The organism is Bacillus sp. cl95, assembly GCF_900115925.1.
GTDB lineage: Bacteria > Bacillota > Bacilli > Bacillales > Cytobacillaceae > Neobacillus_A.
This window is the reverse complement of the sequence record NZ_FOYF01000002.1, coordinates 651,808-668,876: the sequence shown is the minus strand read 5'-3', so window position 1 is coordinate 668,876 and position 17,069 is coordinate 651,808. Positions and strand designations below refer to the sequence as shown.

At 37.5% G+C, this 17,069-nt stretch carries 15 protein-coding genes and 1 other RNA gene; 2 read left to right on the top strand and 14 right to left on the bottom strand.

Features of this window, described 5'->3' with window-relative positions; genetic code table 11:
- Positions 1 to 306: 306 nt before the first annotated feature.
- The 11 genes from BMZ31_RS08620 to BMZ31_RS08580 form a co-directional block, all read right to left on the bottom strand.
- On the bottom strand, positions 307 to 2,235 hold the full coding sequence (locus BMZ31_RS08620; RefSeq protein ID WP_090831310.1) for an ATP-dependent DNA helicase: 1,929 nt from the start codon (positions 2,233 to 2,235) through the stop codon (positions 307 to 309).
- Between the two features lie 121 nt (positions 2,236 to 2,356).
- On the bottom strand, positions 2,357 to 2,521 hold the full coding sequence (locus BMZ31_RS20275) for a hypothetical protein (protein ID WP_175478033.1): 165 nt from the start codon (positions 2,519 to 2,521) through the stop codon (positions 2,357 to 2,359).
- A 106-nt stretch (positions 2,522 to 2,627) separates the two neighbouring features.
- Complete coding sequence (locus BMZ31_RS08615; protein ID WP_090831309.1) at positions 2,628 to 3,779, bottom strand: THUMP domain-containing class I SAM-dependent RNA methyltransferase; 1,152 nt, start codon at positions 3,777 to 3,779, stop codon at positions 2,628 to 2,630.
- A gap of 94 nt (positions 3,780 to 3,873) precedes the next feature.
- Positions 3,874 to 4,267: RNase P RNA component class B (gene rnpB / locus BMZ31_RS08610), an RNA gene on the bottom strand.
- An 80-nt stretch (positions 4,268 to 4,347) separates the two neighbouring features.
- Positions 4,348 to 4,650 (bottom strand): cell division regulator GpsB, encoded by a 303-nt coding sequence (gene gpsB, locus BMZ31_RS08605; protein WP_090831308.1) that lies wholly within the window; start codon positions 4,648 to 4,650, stop codon positions 4,348 to 4,350.
- A gap of 92 nt (positions 4,651 to 4,742) precedes the next feature.
- Positions 4,743 to 5,303: an SLOG family protein gene (locus BMZ31_RS08600; protein WP_090831407.1), complete on the bottom strand. Its 561-nt coding sequence runs from the start codon at positions 5,301 to 5,303 to the stop codon at positions 4,743 to 4,745.
- Positions 5,304 to 5,437: 134 nt separating this feature from the next.
- The gene (locus BMZ31_RS08595; protein WP_090831307.1) at positions 5,438 to 5,821 is read right to left on the bottom strand and encodes a spore coat protein; all 384 of its coding nucleotides are present in this window, start codon (positions 5,819 to 5,821) and stop codon (positions 5,438 to 5,440) included.
- Between the two features lie 86 nt (positions 5,822 to 5,907).
- On the bottom strand, positions 5,908 to 6,003 hold the full coding sequence (locus BMZ31_RS20720) for a hypothetical protein (protein WP_254778672.1): 96 nt from the start codon (positions 6,001 to 6,003) through the stop codon (positions 5,908 to 5,910).
- 199 nt (positions 6,004 to 6,202) lie between these two features.
- A complete protein-coding gene (locus tag BMZ31_RS08590; protein ID WP_090831306.1) occupies positions 6,203 to 7,468 on the bottom strand; it encodes a ribonuclease H-like domain-containing protein in 1,266 nt (421 codons plus the stop codon).
- A complete protein-coding gene (locus BMZ31_RS08585; protein ID WP_090831305.1) occupies positions 7,459 to 9,759 on the bottom strand; it encodes a DEAD/DEAH box helicase in 2,301 nt (766 codons plus the stop codon). The genes BMZ31_RS08590 and BMZ31_RS08585 overlap by 10 nt, the downstream gene beginning before the upstream one ends.
- 227 nt (positions 9,760 to 9,986) lie before the next feature.
- On the bottom strand, positions 9,987 to 10,766 hold the full coding sequence (locus BMZ31_RS08580) for an alpha/beta fold hydrolase (protein WP_254778670.1): 780 nt from the start codon (positions 10,764 to 10,766) through the stop codon (positions 9,987 to 9,989).
- A gap of 155 nt (positions 10,767 to 10,921) precedes the next feature.
- On the opposite strand from BMZ31_RS08580, the gene BMZ31_RS08575 reads away from it, so the two are divergent.
- On the top strand, positions 10,922 to 11,617 hold the full coding sequence (locus BMZ31_RS08575; RefSeq protein ID WP_090831304.1) for a Crp/Fnr family transcriptional regulator: 696 nt from the start codon (positions 10,922 to 10,924) through the stop codon (positions 11,615 to 11,617).
- 37 nt (positions 11,618 to 11,654) lie between these two features.
- Here BMZ31_RS08575 and hcp read toward each other — a convergent pair whose 3' ends face one another.
- Positions 11,655 to 12,953 carry a hydroxylamine reductase gene (hcp, locus tag BMZ31_RS08570; protein ID WP_090831303.1) on the bottom strand — a complete coding sequence of 433 codons (1,299 nt, stop codon included), beginning with the start codon at positions 12,951 to 12,953 and terminating at the stop codon, positions 11,655 to 11,657.
- A gap of 188 nt (positions 12,954 to 13,141) precedes the next feature.
- Here hcp and BMZ31_RS08565 point away from each other — a divergent pair, with 188 nt between their 5' ends.
- Positions 13,142 to 13,621 carry an Hsp20/alpha crystallin family protein gene (locus tag BMZ31_RS08565; protein ID WP_090831302.1) on the top strand — a complete coding sequence of 160 codons (480 nt, stop codon included), beginning with the start codon at positions 13,142 to 13,144 and terminating at the stop codon, positions 13,619 to 13,621.
- A 75-nt stretch (positions 13,622 to 13,696) separates the two neighbouring features.
- Here the strand turns inward: BMZ31_RS08565 and BMZ31_RS08560 are convergent, their stop codons facing one another.
- Together BMZ31_RS08560 and BMZ31_RS08555 are read right to left on the bottom strand one after the other, a co-directional pair.
- Positions 13,697 to 16,093 (bottom strand): ABC transporter permease subunit, encoded by a 2,397-nt coding sequence (locus tag BMZ31_RS08560; RefSeq protein WP_090831301.1) that lies wholly within the window; start codon positions 16,091 to 16,093, stop codon positions 13,697 to 13,699.
- Positions 16,086 to 16,949, bottom strand: coding sequence for an ABC transporter permease subunit (locus BMZ31_RS08555; RefSeq protein ID WP_090831300.1), 864 nt, complete (start codon positions 16,947 to 16,949; stop codon positions 16,086 to 16,088). The genes BMZ31_RS08560 and BMZ31_RS08555 overlap by 8 nt, the downstream gene beginning before the upstream one ends.
- Positions 16,950 to 17,069 lie beyond the last annotated feature (120 nt).

Below are 17,069 nucleotides of genomic sequence, written 5' to 3'. Positions count from 1 at the left end.
TTTGATTTGAGACTTTTGGAGGAAACAAACTAAAAGACTTTTTCCTATAAAGGCTCAAAAAAACGCATTTATTCTTATTAGTTCAATGGAGTTTTACTATTCTTTTTATCGCTAATTGATTTCCCTGCAAGTATCACTGCTTTCATCATATTCAATGATGTTCAAGTGTATTGTCTGCCATATGAGCAATTGCAACTGTATGTTCATCTTCGTATGATAATTGATATATACAAGTATCACTTGAAGATGATCAACTACTATAAACTAATAAAAAATCCCCTTCCAAATTTCGGAAAGGGATTTTTGTTATTGATTGATAGGTGTTGTTGGTAAGATTTCTGAAATTTTTTCCCATACAATAGGATCAAGTTCTTTTTCTAGCAACAGATGTATTGTACCTTGATCTTCATGTGTCCTAATCAGCCTTCCAATTCCTTGACGCAAACGTAACAACATGTAAGGCAAATCAACTTCAGTAAAAGCATCAACCGATCCTTCACGCTTTGCAGTAAATACAGGGTCATTAGGAGGGTATGGAAGGGAATAAATGAATACATTTTCCAATGATCTTCCTGGAATATCAAGCCCTTCCCAAAGGTTGATGGCACAAAGTACACTGTCTTCATTATTTTGAAAGTTGGAAACTAGTGTACTTACCTCAGCATCCCCTTCATAATAAATAGGAAAATCAAACTGTAGTTCTTCCAAATGATTCTTTAATTGAAGGAGTTCCTTTTTATCATTCAACAGAACGAGAGCTCTTCCGTTTGAATTCTTTATTTGTTCTGAAATGTAATCATTTTTACCATTCACATCATTCTCGTTAAACCTTGGAAGTTTAATTTTCATATTTTCATCATAGTCAAATGGAGAGGCTACTGAAAATGAAACAAACTGATCAATACCAAGGCTCTTAGCAAGATAATTGAATGATTCTTTATCGGATAAAGTTGCTGATGAGAAAATGAAAGGCTTATTTTGTGAAAACACTTCTTCTCTCATTATTTCTTCTACCATTTTTGGCATAATTACAAGAGTGCGCTCACCATTCTTCTCTTCATACCAGATAATGCCGTTCATTTCTTTCGTAAAGAGTGATAAGGAATAAGATATTTGCTCCAAATATTCCTCTACAATCTTAAGTTCATAATCATTAATTACGTATAATTCACTATCAAATACTAATTCTTCACTTAAACTTTCTAATGTCCAAAAAAGTTTTTTCCCTTGATCTAAGAGTTGCTTCGTCTTTTCTACTCGCTGCTTATCTGAACCAAACGTTTCCGATGCTGAACGAGCTAAAAAGGCAAAGAATTTTTCGTTTTCCACCAATGCTTCTTCAATCGTATATAAAGTCTTTTCACGAACATCATTTTCTTGCAGCCTTGATAATAAGTTATCAAGAGTTTGCTCAGTAAAACGGTATGTCAGCGCTTTTTGGCTTGCAAATTCAAGTAAATGCCCTTCATCGAAAACAACACAGGAATGATCTGGCAACAACGGTAATTGTCCCTCTCGCTTTCGGGATTCTTTCGTCCAGATATGCTCCATGTAGAAATCGTGTGAGCAAATAATCAAATCGGCTGAATTACGATAGAAATCGCGATGCAATGTTTGTCCACAACGGTGACGCTTGTCACAACTGAAGCAATCCTGAAGAGGATCCCAGCCAATTTTCGACCACATTTCATCTGAAAGATGGGGATATTCTTTGCGGTCCCCATATTTTTCAAATGATTTCATTGATGAACCGCTATAAACGAAGGCAGGTAATTGATCCATTACGATATCATAATCCTCAGAATCATCCACACGCATTACATCATCAAATTTCTTCAAGCAAAGATATTGATCGCGGGATTTTGCCAAGCGAACATCAAAATTCATTCCTAAAGCTTTCTCAAGCTTTGCAATATCCCCTTCTTTTTTCACAAGCTGTTCAATAAGGGTTTCATCAGCGCAAGCGATGATTGCAGGCTTGTTCAAATAACGTGCATAACAGACAGCGTAAAGTAAATAAACAATCGTTTTTCCTGTACCTACACCAGCTTCAGCAAATATGACCTTTTTTTCCTTAAATGCCTTTTCAAGTTGAAAGGCCATATAAATTTGTTCATCTCTTAATTCAAATCCGGCTTCTGGCAGAACATCATAAAAAACATCCCCTATCCATTCGCCCAATCTATCAAAAAAAGACTCAGTCTTTGAAACAGTAAACGGCAATTGATTTTGCATGTAGTCCCTCCGAAAAAAAAGACGCCACATGGACGCCTAAAAATGTACCTTATCATTAATATCAATCCTATTATTTTACCGCATCATAAATTACTGTCAAGAAAAAGATATTAACTACTTTTTACTTTAATGAAGACGAAAATGACAACGCCATCTTAAGTTCTTCCTGTGCTTCCATAAGATTGCGGATGGCATCTTCAGAAAAGTGATTCTCACTTTCAATCGCTTCTCGAGAAATATTGAGCGCATTAGAGATTTTGGCAAAATCGACATAAGAATGATTCATTGTCATCCCTCCCAGAATTCAATAATTCTATCCTATTCGAATTCGAGAGAATTTATACATCATAGATGACAATTCTCATTCATGTATTGATAAGACTAGATTGAAATTATTCGTTGCGTTCTGGACGCGGTGGACGTTTACCCCAATATTGATATAAGTCAGTACGAATAAAACCATTAAAGAGCTTACGTTTCTTTGTTGCTGGCTTCCCGTATACTTGTTCAAAGTCTTCATTTGAAGTCAAAATATAAATGGACCATGTATCTAGATTTTGGAATGCCTGTCCCATCTCTTTATACATTTTCTCTACAGCAGGCTTGTCACCCAGTCTTTCTCCATATGGTGGATTTCCGACGATGACACCATATTCCTTGCGAGTAGTAATGTCTCTAACTTGCATTTGCTTAAATTGAATGATATCTCCAAAACCAGCCTCAGCCGCATTTTCCTCAGAAATAGCAACCATACGATGATCGATGTCAGATCCTGAAATATCCAAAGGTTGGTCGTATTTAGCAAGATCTTCAGCTTCCATTCTCGCATCATCCCAAACCGTCTTCGGAATCCATCCCCAACCTTCAGATACGAATTCACGATTGAAGCCTGGAGCGATATTCTGTCCAATCATAGCCGCTTCAATAGGAATTGTACCAGAACCACAGAATGGATCAATAAATGGCTTATCAGGGTTCCAATTAGTTAGCATGATCAACGCAGCTGCAAGAGTTTCTTTTAACGGAGCTTCCCCTTGATCAGTACGATATCCACGCTTATGGAGTCCATGTCCACTTGCATCTAATGTGATCGTGACAATGTCCTTAAGCAAAGCAACTTCGATGCGGTAAAGGGAACCCGTTTCATCAAACCAGCTATTTCGCTTATAATGTTGTTTCATTTTTTCTACAACAGCCTTTTTCACAATTGCCTGGCAATCAGAGACACTGAATAGTGTAGATTTTACGCTTTTTCCAATCACCGGAAATTCAGCGTCCTCAGGTAGAAATTCTCCCCAAGGCAAAGCTTTAGTTTTTTCAAATAGCTCATCAAAGGTCGTTGCCTTGAACTCACCGACCTTAATCTTGATTCTGTCAGCCGTACGGAGCCATAGGTTACAACGAGCAATCGCTTTTTCGTCTCCGGTAAAAGTAACTTTACCGTTTTCCACTGTACAATCATAACCTAGTGCTCTTACTTCTTTTGCTACTAAAGATTCTAAACCCATTGCAGCTGTTGCGATTAATTCATATTTTTTAGCCATTTTGTCACCCTTAATAATTGGTTTTATTTATAAGAAAAGCCCTCCTGTATAGGAGAGCCATTATATCTCACTGTTATTTATTCCATTAATAACGTTCTGTAAGCCATGTTCTGTACCATAGTACTGCAAACGACCAAAGGTCTCGTACTGAGGTGGTAATCATCTATCTACAGATTCAAAGAATCTGTCCTTCTTCCCGTTCGTTTCCAGAAAGAAAGTGCCCCTACCATTATTTGGGTTTCTCGCTCGTGGGGTTTACCTCGTTCCACCCTTTCCATTTCTGGAAAGGCTCCGTCACTGTGGCACTTTTATAGGTATTCATACCATATCCTAAAGGACTTAGGTATTTTCCCAGCCGTCAATCGGACATACCGACTGCCCTGGCTTATCTTTTCGCCAGGCACGAACACTACGGGCATCACAGCCCGTGCGAGCATGGACTTTCCTCTACAAATTACAAAGTAATTTTGCAGCGATTACCCGAACGTCATTAATGAACACAAATCATATTATATGTAATTTAATATAACTATGCAATGTTTTTTAAATCCAATTACACTTTAAATTACTAATCGTACAATTTATTTCCAAAAACATGCTTTTCTAGGTTCGATAATCTTTTTAAGATATCAAAGTTAGTCGTTCCCGCTTGTTGGGTTGCAGGCTGTTTACGTACTGCATCTTCAGCCTGTTTTCTTAATCTCATGTTTTCCTGTTTCAACTCTTCAATTTCTTGATGAAAAGTCTCATAGTCTTTAATGACAATGTCTAAAAATTTGTCTACATCTTCAGCTTTATAGCCTCTCATGCCAGACTTAAACTCTTTTTCCAAAATATCTTTTGCAGTTAATTTAATTTTATCAGAAAGCATTCCATTCACCTCAGTCTATCCCAAATCATTAACTCTTATTTTTTCAAAAATATGTTCTTTTGTCAATTTTCTTTTGCAAAACCACTGTGACCTCACTCAAAGGACTGATTATAGTTTTCTTCCTCTACAATGGTTTGAATGTCATAAAACGTGATTAGTCTGATCGGGAAATCTTTTCTACTTTGCATTTCTTTGGCCATTTCATACATATACTTGGGACTGCCATCGTTTTCTGGATCAAAAAGTAATAGTAAGGCATTACTTTTTTCAAGCACGAATTGGTTCTTCAACCTGAATTGCCATGGTTTTTCATAAGGCTTTTTCGATATTGAATCAATAAAATCAGCCTGGACAAGAATAGACTCATACCATTCCTTATTATTTTCACTCCAATTTGATTCTTGTTCAAGAAACGGCGTTAGAACAGCCAATTGTAAATGAGGATATGTTAGTTGCATTTCAAACACTACCTCAGCTGCCCATAATTCTACACCAAGCTGTCCACTAATAATCACCCATTCGAGTCCTTCATCTACGAATGATAGAAGTTCTTTTTTTAAAACCGCTTTTATGTACGTTACAGAATCATGATCTCGTTTAAAGATCCCAAGTTCGTGCATTTTATAGCCGGAAATGGCAAGTACTTTAGTCAATTTTATGCTCCTAACACGTGACGTTTTCATCATTTTTTTGCTAATGATTGTCCTTTTTAATAAGACAAGCATAATATGTTTAATAAAAGCTGGATAAATAATAAAAAAACAAGGGCCCTTAAGCCCTTGCAAAATCAACGACCCCACATTGGGCCTGGTCCTGGACCACCAAAACCTGGACCTGGTCCTGGGCCGAATCCTGGACCACCGAAGCCTGGGCCACCGAAGCCTGGGCCACCGAAGCCTGGGCCACCGAAGCCTGGACCTGGTCCTGGACCAAAGCCTGGGCCACCAAAACCTGGAGCTGCACCTGGAGGGCAAACAAACTGCTGATTTGAAACTTCGTTCACATTAGATTGTGTCTGCGGGAAGAAGTGCTTATGCTGAATCATGTTATGGTGAACATTAGTAGTATGTGTAGGATGAATATGAGGAACCACCGTTGTGCTAAACGTATGATTCACACAACATTTTGTCGGATGAACAACTGCAGGCATAACATTTGGTCTACAGTACATGAATGAAAACTCCCTTCGTATTGTATAGCTTACATTCATAGCCTATGTCGAAAGGGATACTCTTGTACTAATGAAAATACCTATTTTTAAAGAATCGTGTAAAAACTATCTTTTAAGCTTGTAAAAATAAATGCAGTTAGACAAACGACAACGAAGAATAGAAAAAGAACAGCTTTGTACATAGTTATCATCTCCATTGTGTCTTAAGTCGTTTTAATATCATACAATTACACATTTTACTCTGTTCGACTTATAGAAACAACAAGGAAATAGTGGTTTTTTACCGATAAATGATTAAAATTTTGTTACAAAAAGAAGAATGTTGATGAATGAAGGCGAATCAACACATTTTCTTGAATCGAATCCTACCGAAATTTGCGCTTACCCGGGAAATTTCTGCAATTTCCCTAGTAATCTGCGAATCCGTTTTTCTAGATCTTCATGGATACTTTCTTTAGATTTCCCGAATTCGTGTTTATGGGTGTGCAAAAGTTCCTCTACTTTCATACAACATGAAAATGCTTCATCAAAATTTCTTAGTTTGTGTTCAAAAATCTTAGCAGCTTCTGTGAAGGCATCGACCTGCATCAGGACTTCTTCACTATTGGCCACCTCCAAAAACAAATCTAAGGCATTGTTCCAAGATTGTTCTTTTTTCAGTTGTTTGGCGATGGCCATTTTCGACTTAATCGACGCCGTATCCGTGCCGTCAGCTAAGTTCATATAAACACTGCTTGAAGCACTTTTTTCTCCTAACTGTTCGAGCCATCTTCCAACTTCAAATGATTCGTTGCGTGAAATCTCATCGTCCTTATGAAGCAACTGCTGTGAAAGATGCGTATAGAGTGTGATGAGAGAAAGTATGTCAATTTCATTATGCTTCAATATGCCGATCATTCCTTCTGGATCTTTGCGTTCAATATAATCAAAATAGATCATGGGCGCCAAGTAACCAGGGATATCATCTTTCCTAGTTACGCCTAGAATGTCTTTTTCAACGATTGAAAGTTTGAGTCTTTCAAGCTTATGCTTCCACATTCTCCTTGCAGCATGATACAAGTCGAAGTGTCCAAATGGAGGCAGCTTGGGTACATGTTCCCTGACAAGAGTGTGTCGCGTTTTCACCTGTGGCCAATCGAAAGACTTCCCATTATACGTGACCAATGTTCGGTAATTGATGCTTTCCAAGAAACTTTGGTAAAGTGCCACCTCTGCCCCAGGGTGAGGCAATATATGCTGTTTTAGAATAACCTCCGTATCAGTTACACTCGCATACCCTAGCAAGAAAATGGTATTCCCCACCCCACCACCAAGACCTGTCGTTTCCGTGTCAAAAAAGAACAATTCTCCAGCTTCATGATCAGCTGTAGATAAAGGGTGATTCAGTCCTGACTTTTTCCATGCAGTGACCGCTTTTTGAAAATCAGAAAAGCGATAGCGTCCATGCTGATGTGAGATTGGATATCTAACTTCCCTTATCAAACAGAATTGATCGTCGAAATAGTAAGGTTTTACTTGATTATTTTCCCACTCCTCTAAAAATGGGACTGAAAGTTTTGAAGTAACAATAGGTACTTCGAATTGTGTTTTCGGCTGCTCATGTGCCATATGAGATTTCAGCCTGTTAAGCTTATTCTTTAACGACATGATTCTCTCTCCGTTTTAGATGACTCTTCTATAAATACATCAATGATTTCAAGGACATCCTTCTTAGCTGTTTTTGAGATGGTATCTGTCCCTATACAAGAAGGACACCCGTATTCACAATGACATCCAGCTACCATTTTTCTCGTTTCCTCAAATACAGGTTTCATGCCGACAAAAATCTTTTCACTTAACCCGACGCCTCCAGGATAACGATCGTAAAAGAAAATGGTTGGCTTCTCATTATGATCCGCCTTTACTTGTGGCACAACATGTATATCTTGTGGATCGGCCATTACAAATAAAGGTGCAATATGTTTAAGTGCATGTGCAGTTCCAACAAGACCTTGTTCGAGTTGGTCATGACCCATTTCCTTAAAGGTTTTATTTAATGAAATCCATGCTGAGCTCGTATGAAGTTCTTCTTCGGGCAAATGAATAGGACCTGAGCCGATATTCTCATGCGTTTCGAATCTTATTTTTTTGAAAATTGTAGCCATCGCCCTGACACTGACATCACCAAATCCGCATTCTGCCCCAGGACCTTCAGTAAGTTTGTCTACTTCAAGTACTTTTAGCTGGACCGCAAGATTAGCATCAGTAAAATAATCTACATCTACTTCCCTTACAAACGCCTTTTTTTCGTCCCAATCGAGAAATTCGACTTGAAATTGTACACCTTGATGCAAATAGATGGCTTCTTCATGCAATAATGTCATAGCTGAAAAACGGTCCATTTCGCCTATTACCCTCACATTTGCAACATCAGTTTGATCAATGATTACTACATTTTCTTGAGATGCTGAGCGCAGGCTAATGTTATGGGCAGGAAAAGAATCGTTCATCCAATACCATTTATCACCATTTTGATATAACACTCTTTCTTCCGTTAAATATTCAAGGAGATCTTCTGTTTCCACCGTACCGAATTTCTCTCCCATTTTAAAAGGAAGTTCGTATGCCGCACATTTCAGATGGTCAACAAGAATAATCAGATTATCAGGATTAATCCTGGCTGTTTCTGGACTTCTGGTGAAAAAATAATCTGGATTCTGAATAATATATTGATCTAGAGGACTTGAACTTGCCACAAGGATGACAAGAGCCTCCCCATGTCTTCTGCCTGCTCTTCCAGCTTGTTGCCAAGCGCTGGAGATCGTTCCTGGATAGCCCGTCATGATACAGACTTGGAGTTGTCCTATATCGACACCAAGTTCAAGAGCATTTGTACTGACAACTCCATATATTTCGCCTGATCGTAGCCCTTTTTCGATTTGACGTCTTTCTGTAGGAAGATATCCTCCTCGATAACCTCGAATCGATTTAGGGCCCAATTGGTTTTTCACTAACTCCTGAAGATATGTTAATAAGATTTCGACTCTTACTCTGCTTCTGGCGAAAACAATCGTTTGAATCCTATTTTTCAATAAATTACCCGCGATTTTTCTTACTTCCAGCGTAGCACTTCTCCGAACATTTAATGGCTTATTTACTACTGGTGGATTGTAAAATAAGAAATGTTTCTTTCCACTCGGAGCTCCGTTATTATCAATTAATTTCATTTCTTTTTCGATGAGATTTTCTGCAAGCTCTAGAGGATTGGCGATTGTAGCAGAAGTACAAATGAATACAGGGTCACTTCCGTAGTAATGGCAAATCCTTCTTAATCGCCTAATTACATTGGCAACATGGCTTCCAAAAACACCTCTATAAGTATGAAGTTCATCTATTACAACGAATTTAAGGTTTTCAAAAAGGGAAACCCATTTTGTGTGATGTGGAAGTATAGCGGAATGAAGCATATCAGGATTAGTAATCACGACATGTCCAGATTTCCTGACTTTTTGGCGAATATTTGCTGGAGTATCTCCATCATACGTATAGCTATTTACATCTAGTCCCGTTTGTTGAATAATCTCATTGATTTCGCTCTTTTGATCTTGCGCAAGAGCTTTAGTTGGAAATATATATAATGCTCGTGCATTAGGATTATCAATGACTGTCTGCAACACCGGGAGGTTATAGCAAAGCGTTTTACCGGATGCTGTTGGCGTTACAGCTACAAAACTTTCTTTATTCATAGCAGCTTCATAAGCTGTTAACTGGTGTGTATATAAGCGATTCACATTTCTTTGTTCAAGGGCCTCTCGAAGTAATGGGTTTAATGATGCAGGGAACGGCATTGTAACAGCTGGTTTTTCATCAATTGTCTTCCAACTAACTACATTTTCGTTAAACCCTTCATCCGTTCGTAATTGATCCAGAACTTCCTGGAGATTCTTTCTTACCTTCATCTCTTTCACCTCATTAACTATCATTTTATCGAATGAACGTTCGGAGCGAAAGAGAAAGACACTTAAAAGTAAAAAAAAATATTGGTAATATTTAAAGACTGTTTTCGTAAACTTTGTTGCTATTTATCAAATAGTTTGTAGTAGTTGATGGCTTGCTTTCATAAAACTTATATATGAACAACAATCTTGTAGAAAAGAACCTCTTTAAAAGAGGATAATTCCTTTACCTATATCTGTTTTATGAAATTCTTTAGACTCAAGACTAACTCATTCGGTTGCTCATACATACTCATGTGCCCTGATTTTTCCAAATTAACTTTTGTAATATGAGTACCGTCTGTTGAAAAAACCTTTTCTGGCGGAATAACCTTATCCTCTTTGCCAGCTATTAACAGTATTGGTATATCACTGTTCTCGAGCACTTGTCTTTTATCTTCACGAAGTTTCATTGCCATCAATGAATGGATGGCGCCTTCTTGACTGGTACGATAACCGATTTCCTTTACAATATTTTGGGCATCTTTAACTTGATTATTTGAGAACAACTTAGGTACAAGCTGATTCACAAATTCGTTAATCCCTTCATTTTTTATCTTTTGAACAGATGCACCCCTACCTGCTTTCGCTTCTTCAGAATCTGGAAAAGCGGTTGAGTGGATCAACCCTAGTGCGGAAAGCATTTTTGGATATTTATCTGCAAAGGCTAATGTAATATATCCACCTAATGAATGTCCTAATAAACACACATTTTTCAATTTCTTCTTTTCCAAAAATCCGGCTATGTCATCAGCCATATCATCAATCGAAAATTCACCGTTCACTTCGCCAGATTGTCCATGTCCTCTCAAATCCACTCTGATGACATGTGAATTTTGAGTTAAGGTTGGAAATACATAGTCCCAATATGAGTGTGAACCACAAAATCCGTGTAGGAGAATAACCGTCTTTCCTTCCCCATCCTCTTCATAAGCAAGTTCCAATCCGTTTGACAAAATCAACTTCTCCATTTTTATTCCCCTTTCGATTCTAATAATATTACCGTTCCCGTAAGTCAGTTGCCTAAACATGCAACGAGGATTAACCTTGAAATTAATAATAAAAGTGCCATTGCTCCTTTCATTTGATAAAATTATCTTATAGATTTTTTCATGGGGGAGATTTTTTGAAATCACTTGATATCAAAAAAACGCTAAGACAGTTTTCACTTTTCAAAGAACTAACTGAAAACGAAATTGAAGATATCGTAAATATTTCCATTACTAGAGAATGGAAGAAAAACAGTCATGTATTTCTACAGGGAGATCCTCTCGAAAGTGTATATTTCATTTACAGTGGAAAGATAAAAATTTACAAGAGCGATATACATGGGAAGGAACAAATTGTCGCAATGCTTAAGCAAGGCGAAATGTTTCCACATGTTGGTTTTTTCCGTAAAGGAAATTATCCTGCATTTGCGGAAGTTCTGGAGCCATCTATTCTAATAGCTGTTCCTATACTTGATTTTGAGAAGGTTTTGATTGAGAACCCTGAATTAAGCATTAAAGTTTTTAGAGTCCTTGGTGAAAAAATTGTTGACTTACAAGACCGTTTAGAAGAACAGATACTAAACAATACTTATGAACAAATTATTAAATTAATCATTCGCCTCGGAAAAAAACACGGGGTAGTTCAGGAAAATGGCAAAATACTTATTCAATCAGAATTTACGAATCGTGATCTTGCTAATATGATAGGTACAACAAGAGAGACGGTTAGTCGCACGCTGACAAAAATGAAAAAAGATGAATTGATTGAAGCAGATGAAGAAGGTAATATGCTTATTGAGCCCGACCAACTTCTCAATGAAATATTACAATAAGAAAAGAACCGCATTTAGAAAAAATGCGGTTCTTTTCTTATATAGTAGTCAACTGAAGCATATCATTCATATCGTCATGAGCGTTAGTAATCAATTTTAAGTTGAACTTTTCTTGTAAAACTTGTAGCACACCTTCTGAGATAAACTCAGGCGGCTTCGGTCCAATGCGAATATCTTGTATTCCAAGGCTGAATAGCCCCAAAAGAATGGCAACAGCTTTTTGTTCAAACCAACTAAGAACAATACTTACAGGCAGTTCGTTTACTTGGCATCCAAAGGCATCCGCTAATGCTAATGCTATTTTTACAGTAGAGCCAGAGTTGTTGCATTGTCCTAAGTCAATGTATCTAGGAATCTCCGTACCTGGAACTAATCCATAGTCTACATCGTTAAATCGAAATTTACCGCAAGAAGTCGTTAAAATTACGGTTTCAGGAGGTAATGAGGTAGCCAATTCCCGGTAATAATCTCCACCTTTTCCCGGGGCATCACAACCAGCAATAACAAAGAATCGCTTAATTTTCCCTTCTTTTACGGCTTGGATCACTTCAGGAGCCAAACCGAGAACTGTTTCATGGTGAAAGCCCGTTAATAAGCTCTGATCGGATTCGATATTTGCTTCTGGAAGTTCAAGTGCTCTTTCTATTAAAATTGTAAAATCATCATTCTCGATTTTTTTAACGTTTTCAAGCCCTGTAACTTCATAGGTGAAAAACCGATCTGCATAACTTCCCTTAATAGGCATCACACAGTTAGTCGTAGCGAGGATGGCGCCAGGGAATTTCTCGAATAATCTTCGCTGATCGTACCAAGCTTTTCCGATGTTCCCTTTAAGATGCGAGTATTTTTTCAGAGCTGGATAGCCGTGAGCAGGAAGCATTTCAGAATGAGTGTAGATATTGATGCCTTTTCCTTCAGTTTGTTTAAGTAGTTGTTCAAGGGCAAATAAGTTATGTCCTGTTACAACGATACACTTTCCTTTGATTTTATTTTGAGAAACTCTAATTGGTTCTGGAACACCTAACAAATTTGTATGGGCCTCATCAAGTACTTCCATTATTCTTACCGCGGACTTTCCAACCTTCATAGCCATTTCTATATGCTCTTGAACATTGAAATTTGAATTTGTAAGTGTCAAATAGAGTGCTTCATGTGTAGTGGCATCTACAAAGTCATCCTTATACCCCAATTGATTCGCATGAGTACGGTATGCAGCAATACCTTTCAAAGCAAAAATGATGGTATCCTGTAAACTTGCTATCGTTTCGTCTTTCCCGCAGACTCCAACCACTTTACAACCACCCGTAGGCGTTTGTTCACATTGATAACAAAACATTCCAATCCCCTCTTCCCTGTAAATTCTGTTCTCAGCATAACAAGGTTACAAAGCAAAAAAATGTGATGCACGTCACACTTTTAGCTTTTGTCAAGAATCGTTCACAAACTTTTGCAGATTTTTTGTCGGTCACTCTTGGGCGTATTTAGACATAAGATATTTTGAAGAATTTTGAAAGGAGCGGTTTTATGTCGGAAAAATCTAAAGGAAATGAACCGAAGGAAACAAAACGAAGTGATCAGCCATTCGGACAGCTGATGAAATCCATGAATGATTTTTTTCAAGAAAAACCTGTTCGGGGCCTATTGCAGACAATGGATGAATTTTTCCACAATCCAAATTCCTTGTCGCTATTTCAATCCGACCTAGAAGAAACCGAGAATGAGCACATCATTCGTGCAGCTTTTCCTGGTATTAGACGAGAGCAAATAAAGATTGATATCCTCGGCAAGGAACTGACCATCTCTGTGAAACATGAAGAAGCAATGAGAGAAGAAGATAGCAAGAATTCTACCTTTCTCAGCAGACAATGGAGGCAGCACTCTTCAAAGACGTTTACTTTGCCTTATCCAATAAACGAAAACACCACTAAGGCAACATATAAAGATGGCCTGCTTGAGATTCATATCAAAAAACAAAAAGGCAAAAATATTCTCATACAAGAATAAAAAGTGGTAGCGCTGTAACAAACATCAAAGTAGTTTAACAGAGTAAAAAAACAAGCAGGGAAACTCCCTGCTTGTTTAGCCTTTTGATGTGTCCAACCATTCGGTGAAGTACCCTTTTGGAACCTGGAAATAATCCATTGTAAACTTTAAAAACTCATTCGTATCGACTTCTTTATGTTGGAAGTGATGATAATAATCTGATAGATACTGCATCGTAACAGCTTCTAAATCTGTACCCTTGACTTTATAGTTGTCTTGGATAAGAGTAAATAATTTTAATGCAGGTTGACCATAAACATATCCAACATCCTTAATCTCATGAAGTGGACGATTTGAGTATGATCTCCCCAATCCCTTTGCTTCGATTCTACTCATTCTATCCATGGAAAGCTTCTGGGAACGAATCATCCCTTGTTTTTCGCCAATGAAAAAATACATATTCGTTGCAAATTCCGTAAAGCCCTCGTCTAACCATGCTTCATTATAAGAATCATTTGCGACTACACCATAAAAATATTGGTGGGCAATTTCATGTACGACGGCTGTTCTAAAAAAGGCCGTTTGATCGTGATCGGGATCAACCGTTACAATCCCTGGATACTCCATGTTCTGACCTTGATCAAGCACAATGTCAAGTTGTTCATGAGGATATTCCCCGATGTTGTCCTGGTAAAAAGTTAATGCTTTCTTTGCCAGTTCCAATGCTTCCTTAGGATCTTGTATTGTATTATCCCTCGCAAAGAGTCTGATCTTTACGTCTTTTGATTTCGTTTCTAGTACATCCATATCCTTTACAATTGCGATAAAGAAGTCTCTGACATTTTTAGCCTCGACGATTCCTTCTGTTTTACCCAACTTTGCATCTTGGTCTGCTGTAGATACAAAAGAATATCCTTTAGGTATTTTATAATTTACCTTATAATCAGCGAAACCAGTATCAAATGTTTCAAGACCTTCCATATAATCATTTTTGTTCCATTTTCCATCTTTGAAAGTCGCTAACATAGGATACCACTGAGCAAGGTAATATTCATTTCCGACTTTCGAGAAACGACTGCCCCCTTCAGGAACGGTAAAAGAATAATCAACTTCCACAGAGCTGTTGTCACGTTTTTCCATTTTATCTTTTAGACTAATTTTAAGTGAGTCATTTTGAAGTTCGAAGTGCACCTTTTCCCCATCGACTTTAACGCTCTTGATTTTCACTTCAGATTCGCCTTTAATCCCTTCGAAACGATGTCCTTTTTGAAATACGTTCGGAATGAAATAAAAAACAAGTTCATCCCATGCTTGCATCGAAAGGTTTTCAACATCCATTTCCGCTTTCGTATGAAATGTACCGTTCTTATCCATTTTCAAGGAAAGTTCATACTCAGCTTGCGAATAATTTTTTACACCGATATCATCATCTTTAGTTGCATATAAATAGCTTCCTGCTCCAACAAAAGAAATAAGTAGAATGGCAAAGGCTAAATTCTCCCCTTTTAAAGTCCACCACTTCTGCCCGTTAAACTGCTTACGTACAGGAACAAGCGTTGGTTCAAAACCCGTTCTAATCCATGGAGTTCTTTGATAGTTTGATTGATATCTATTTTTCAAACCATTTGCAAGCAAACTAAAAGCTAGAGTCGTAATCAATAAAGCTATAAGTGGAACTGTCAGTACATGAATCGTGGAATAAATATTCCCACGTGCCGCTCCTACCAGCCCAGAAAGTTCTTTCGTAATTGAAATGTAAAAGACAGGGTCTGTACGCATGATAGTGCCACCAATAAAAATGTTCATTAATGCCAATTGCCCCATAATGGTAATCGAATGAACAATTTCTATGACAAACATAATCATGATCGATTCTTTCATCTGCGGAAAGATATGTCTCCAAACAATTCTATGTCTTCCTGCACCAAGTGTTTTAGAAGCTTCGATAAAAACGGACTTATGAACTTCCTGCGTTTTTTTACGAATGGAAGATATGATACTTGGCACACTTATCAGAGCTGTAATCACAATAAAATAAATTGCTAGTGTAACAGGTTGTAACCCGCTATTGAATGAAATGGGGCGAAGGAAAAAGTACAAAATAATAAATACAGGCACATAACTCCAAGCATTTTCGAAAGCTTCTACAACACTTGGCGTTTTTTTCAACGTACCCATATATATTCCAATAATCGTTCCTACCAATATTTTAATAATGGTTATGGCAATAGCCACAAATATCGTATAACGAATTCCGTTCAGGACCATTGAAGCTAAGTCATACCCCCAACGATCTGTACCAAGAGGGTAATCCTTTGTCTTGAAAGGTTCTAGTGGTGGAGCAAATACCTTCCCCTTGCTGTAGTAGGTCTCAAATGTTTCAGTTAATGAATGTGGAGCAATGATTGGACCGAATATTGATAAAAACAGGATTACCGAAACTAAGAATACTCCGATATACAAAGAATAGTTAATCCTCAAGAATTTATTCATATATAAACCCTCTCTTGATCAAGAATAATATGAACCTGATAGATAGATATACAATCAATGATATCGCCAACAATGAAAACAGACCAATAGCTAAAGGTTGGACTTCATTACTCAAAAATATGAACTTTGTGATGCCCGACACATTTAATAAATATTCAATGATGAAGAGATTTCCGATCCCAATTGAAATGACTTTTGTAAGTTCCGCTATTATGAAAGGTTCGATATTTTTAAACACGTGCTGGAAATTGATATAATTTAAGCCCATCCCTTTTGCGACAGCTGTTTTCACATAATCTTCGCCACTGATTTGATAATATTTCACTGCCACAAGTTTAAACAAATATAGGGTCGGCGCAATCCCTACTAGCAGCATAGGAAACCAGGAATTGATGGCCCCTGCATCAGGGCGTAGTGAAACCATCCTGATACCTGTTGCCTTGTAAATCTTTACAGCCAAAATTAACGATAAAATGATGATGATAAAATCAGGTATGGTTGAAAGTATATTTAATACACTATTAAACAACTTAGTTAGACGGAATCTACTAATAAATATGCCGAATATCAAGCTGAAAATAACACCAATATTCACCCCGATGATCATAATAGTAAGACTCGTAACGAAATTGTCCCCAATGTCTGCGGAGATTTCACGAGTTTCGCTACCAAGCTGATATGTACCTAAGCTTCCGCTTCCAATTTCATTTACAAAATCGTTATAAATCTGTGGTAACTTTTCAAAATCCCAAGCTAATGTTTTTTCGTAAGGATCGATGCTAATTAGCATGGGAAGAGCTGCCAAAAACAAGATGAGAACAAAAATAACAATTGCCTGCTGAACAACCCGAAACATCTCTTTTCCCCCTTTAACTCTATCTATCTGTTAATTTTTACCATTTCAAACATCAAGGTAAATTGTCATAATTTTAAAAATACCATATTTTACATGAAAATGGAAGGAATTTGCGGGTGA

Coding starts and splice junctions, on each gene's coding strand:
- BMZ31_RS08620 (WP_090831310.1), bottom strand. CDS start 2,235: ATGCAAAATCAATTGCCGTTTACTGTTTCAAAGACTGAGTCTTTTTTT.
- BMZ31_RS20275 (WP_175478033.1), bottom strand. CDS start 2,521: ATGAATCATTCTTATGTCGATTTTGCCAAAATCTCTAATGCGCTCAAT.
- BMZ31_RS08615 (WP_090831309.1), bottom strand. CDS start 3,779: ATGGCTAAAAAATATGAATTAATCGCAACAGCTGCAATGGGTTTAGAA.
- gpsB (WP_090831308.1), bottom strand. CDS start 4,650: ATGCTTTCTGATAAAATTAAATTAACTGCAAAAGATATTTTGGAAAAA.
- BMZ31_RS08595 (WP_090831307.1), bottom strand. CDS start 5,821: ATGTACTGTAGACCAAATGTTATGCCTGCAGTTGTTCATCCGACAAAA.
- BMZ31_RS20720 (WP_254778672.1), bottom strand. CDS start 6,003: ATGTACAAAGCTGTTCTTTTTCTATTCTTCGTTGTCGTTTGTCTAACT.
- BMZ31_RS08590 (WP_090831306.1), bottom strand. CDS start 7,468: ATGTCGTTAAAGAATAAGCTTAACAGGCTGAAATCTCATATGGCACAT.
- BMZ31_RS08585 (WP_090831305.1), bottom strand. CDS start 9,759: ATGAAGGTAAGAAAGAATCTCCAGGAAGTTCTGGATCAATTACGAACG.
- BMZ31_RS08580 (WP_254778670.1), bottom strand. CDS start 10,766: ATGGAGAAGTTGATTTTGTCAAACGGATTGGAACTTGCTTATGAAGAG.
- hcp (WP_090831303.1), bottom strand. CDS start 12,953: ATGTTTTGTTATCAATGTGAACAAACGCCTACGGGTGGTTGTAAAGTG.
- BMZ31_RS08565 (WP_090831302.1), top strand. CDS start 13,142: ATGTCGGAAAAATCTAAAGGAAATGAACCGAAGGAAACAAAACGAAGT.
- BMZ31_RS08560 (WP_090831301.1), bottom strand. CDS start 16,093: ATGAATAAATTCTTGAGGATTAACTATTCTTTGTATATCGGAGTATTC.
- BMZ31_RS08555 (WP_090831300.1), bottom strand. CDS start 16,949: ATGTTTCGGGTTGTTCAGCAGGCAATTGTTATTTTTGTTCTCATCTTG.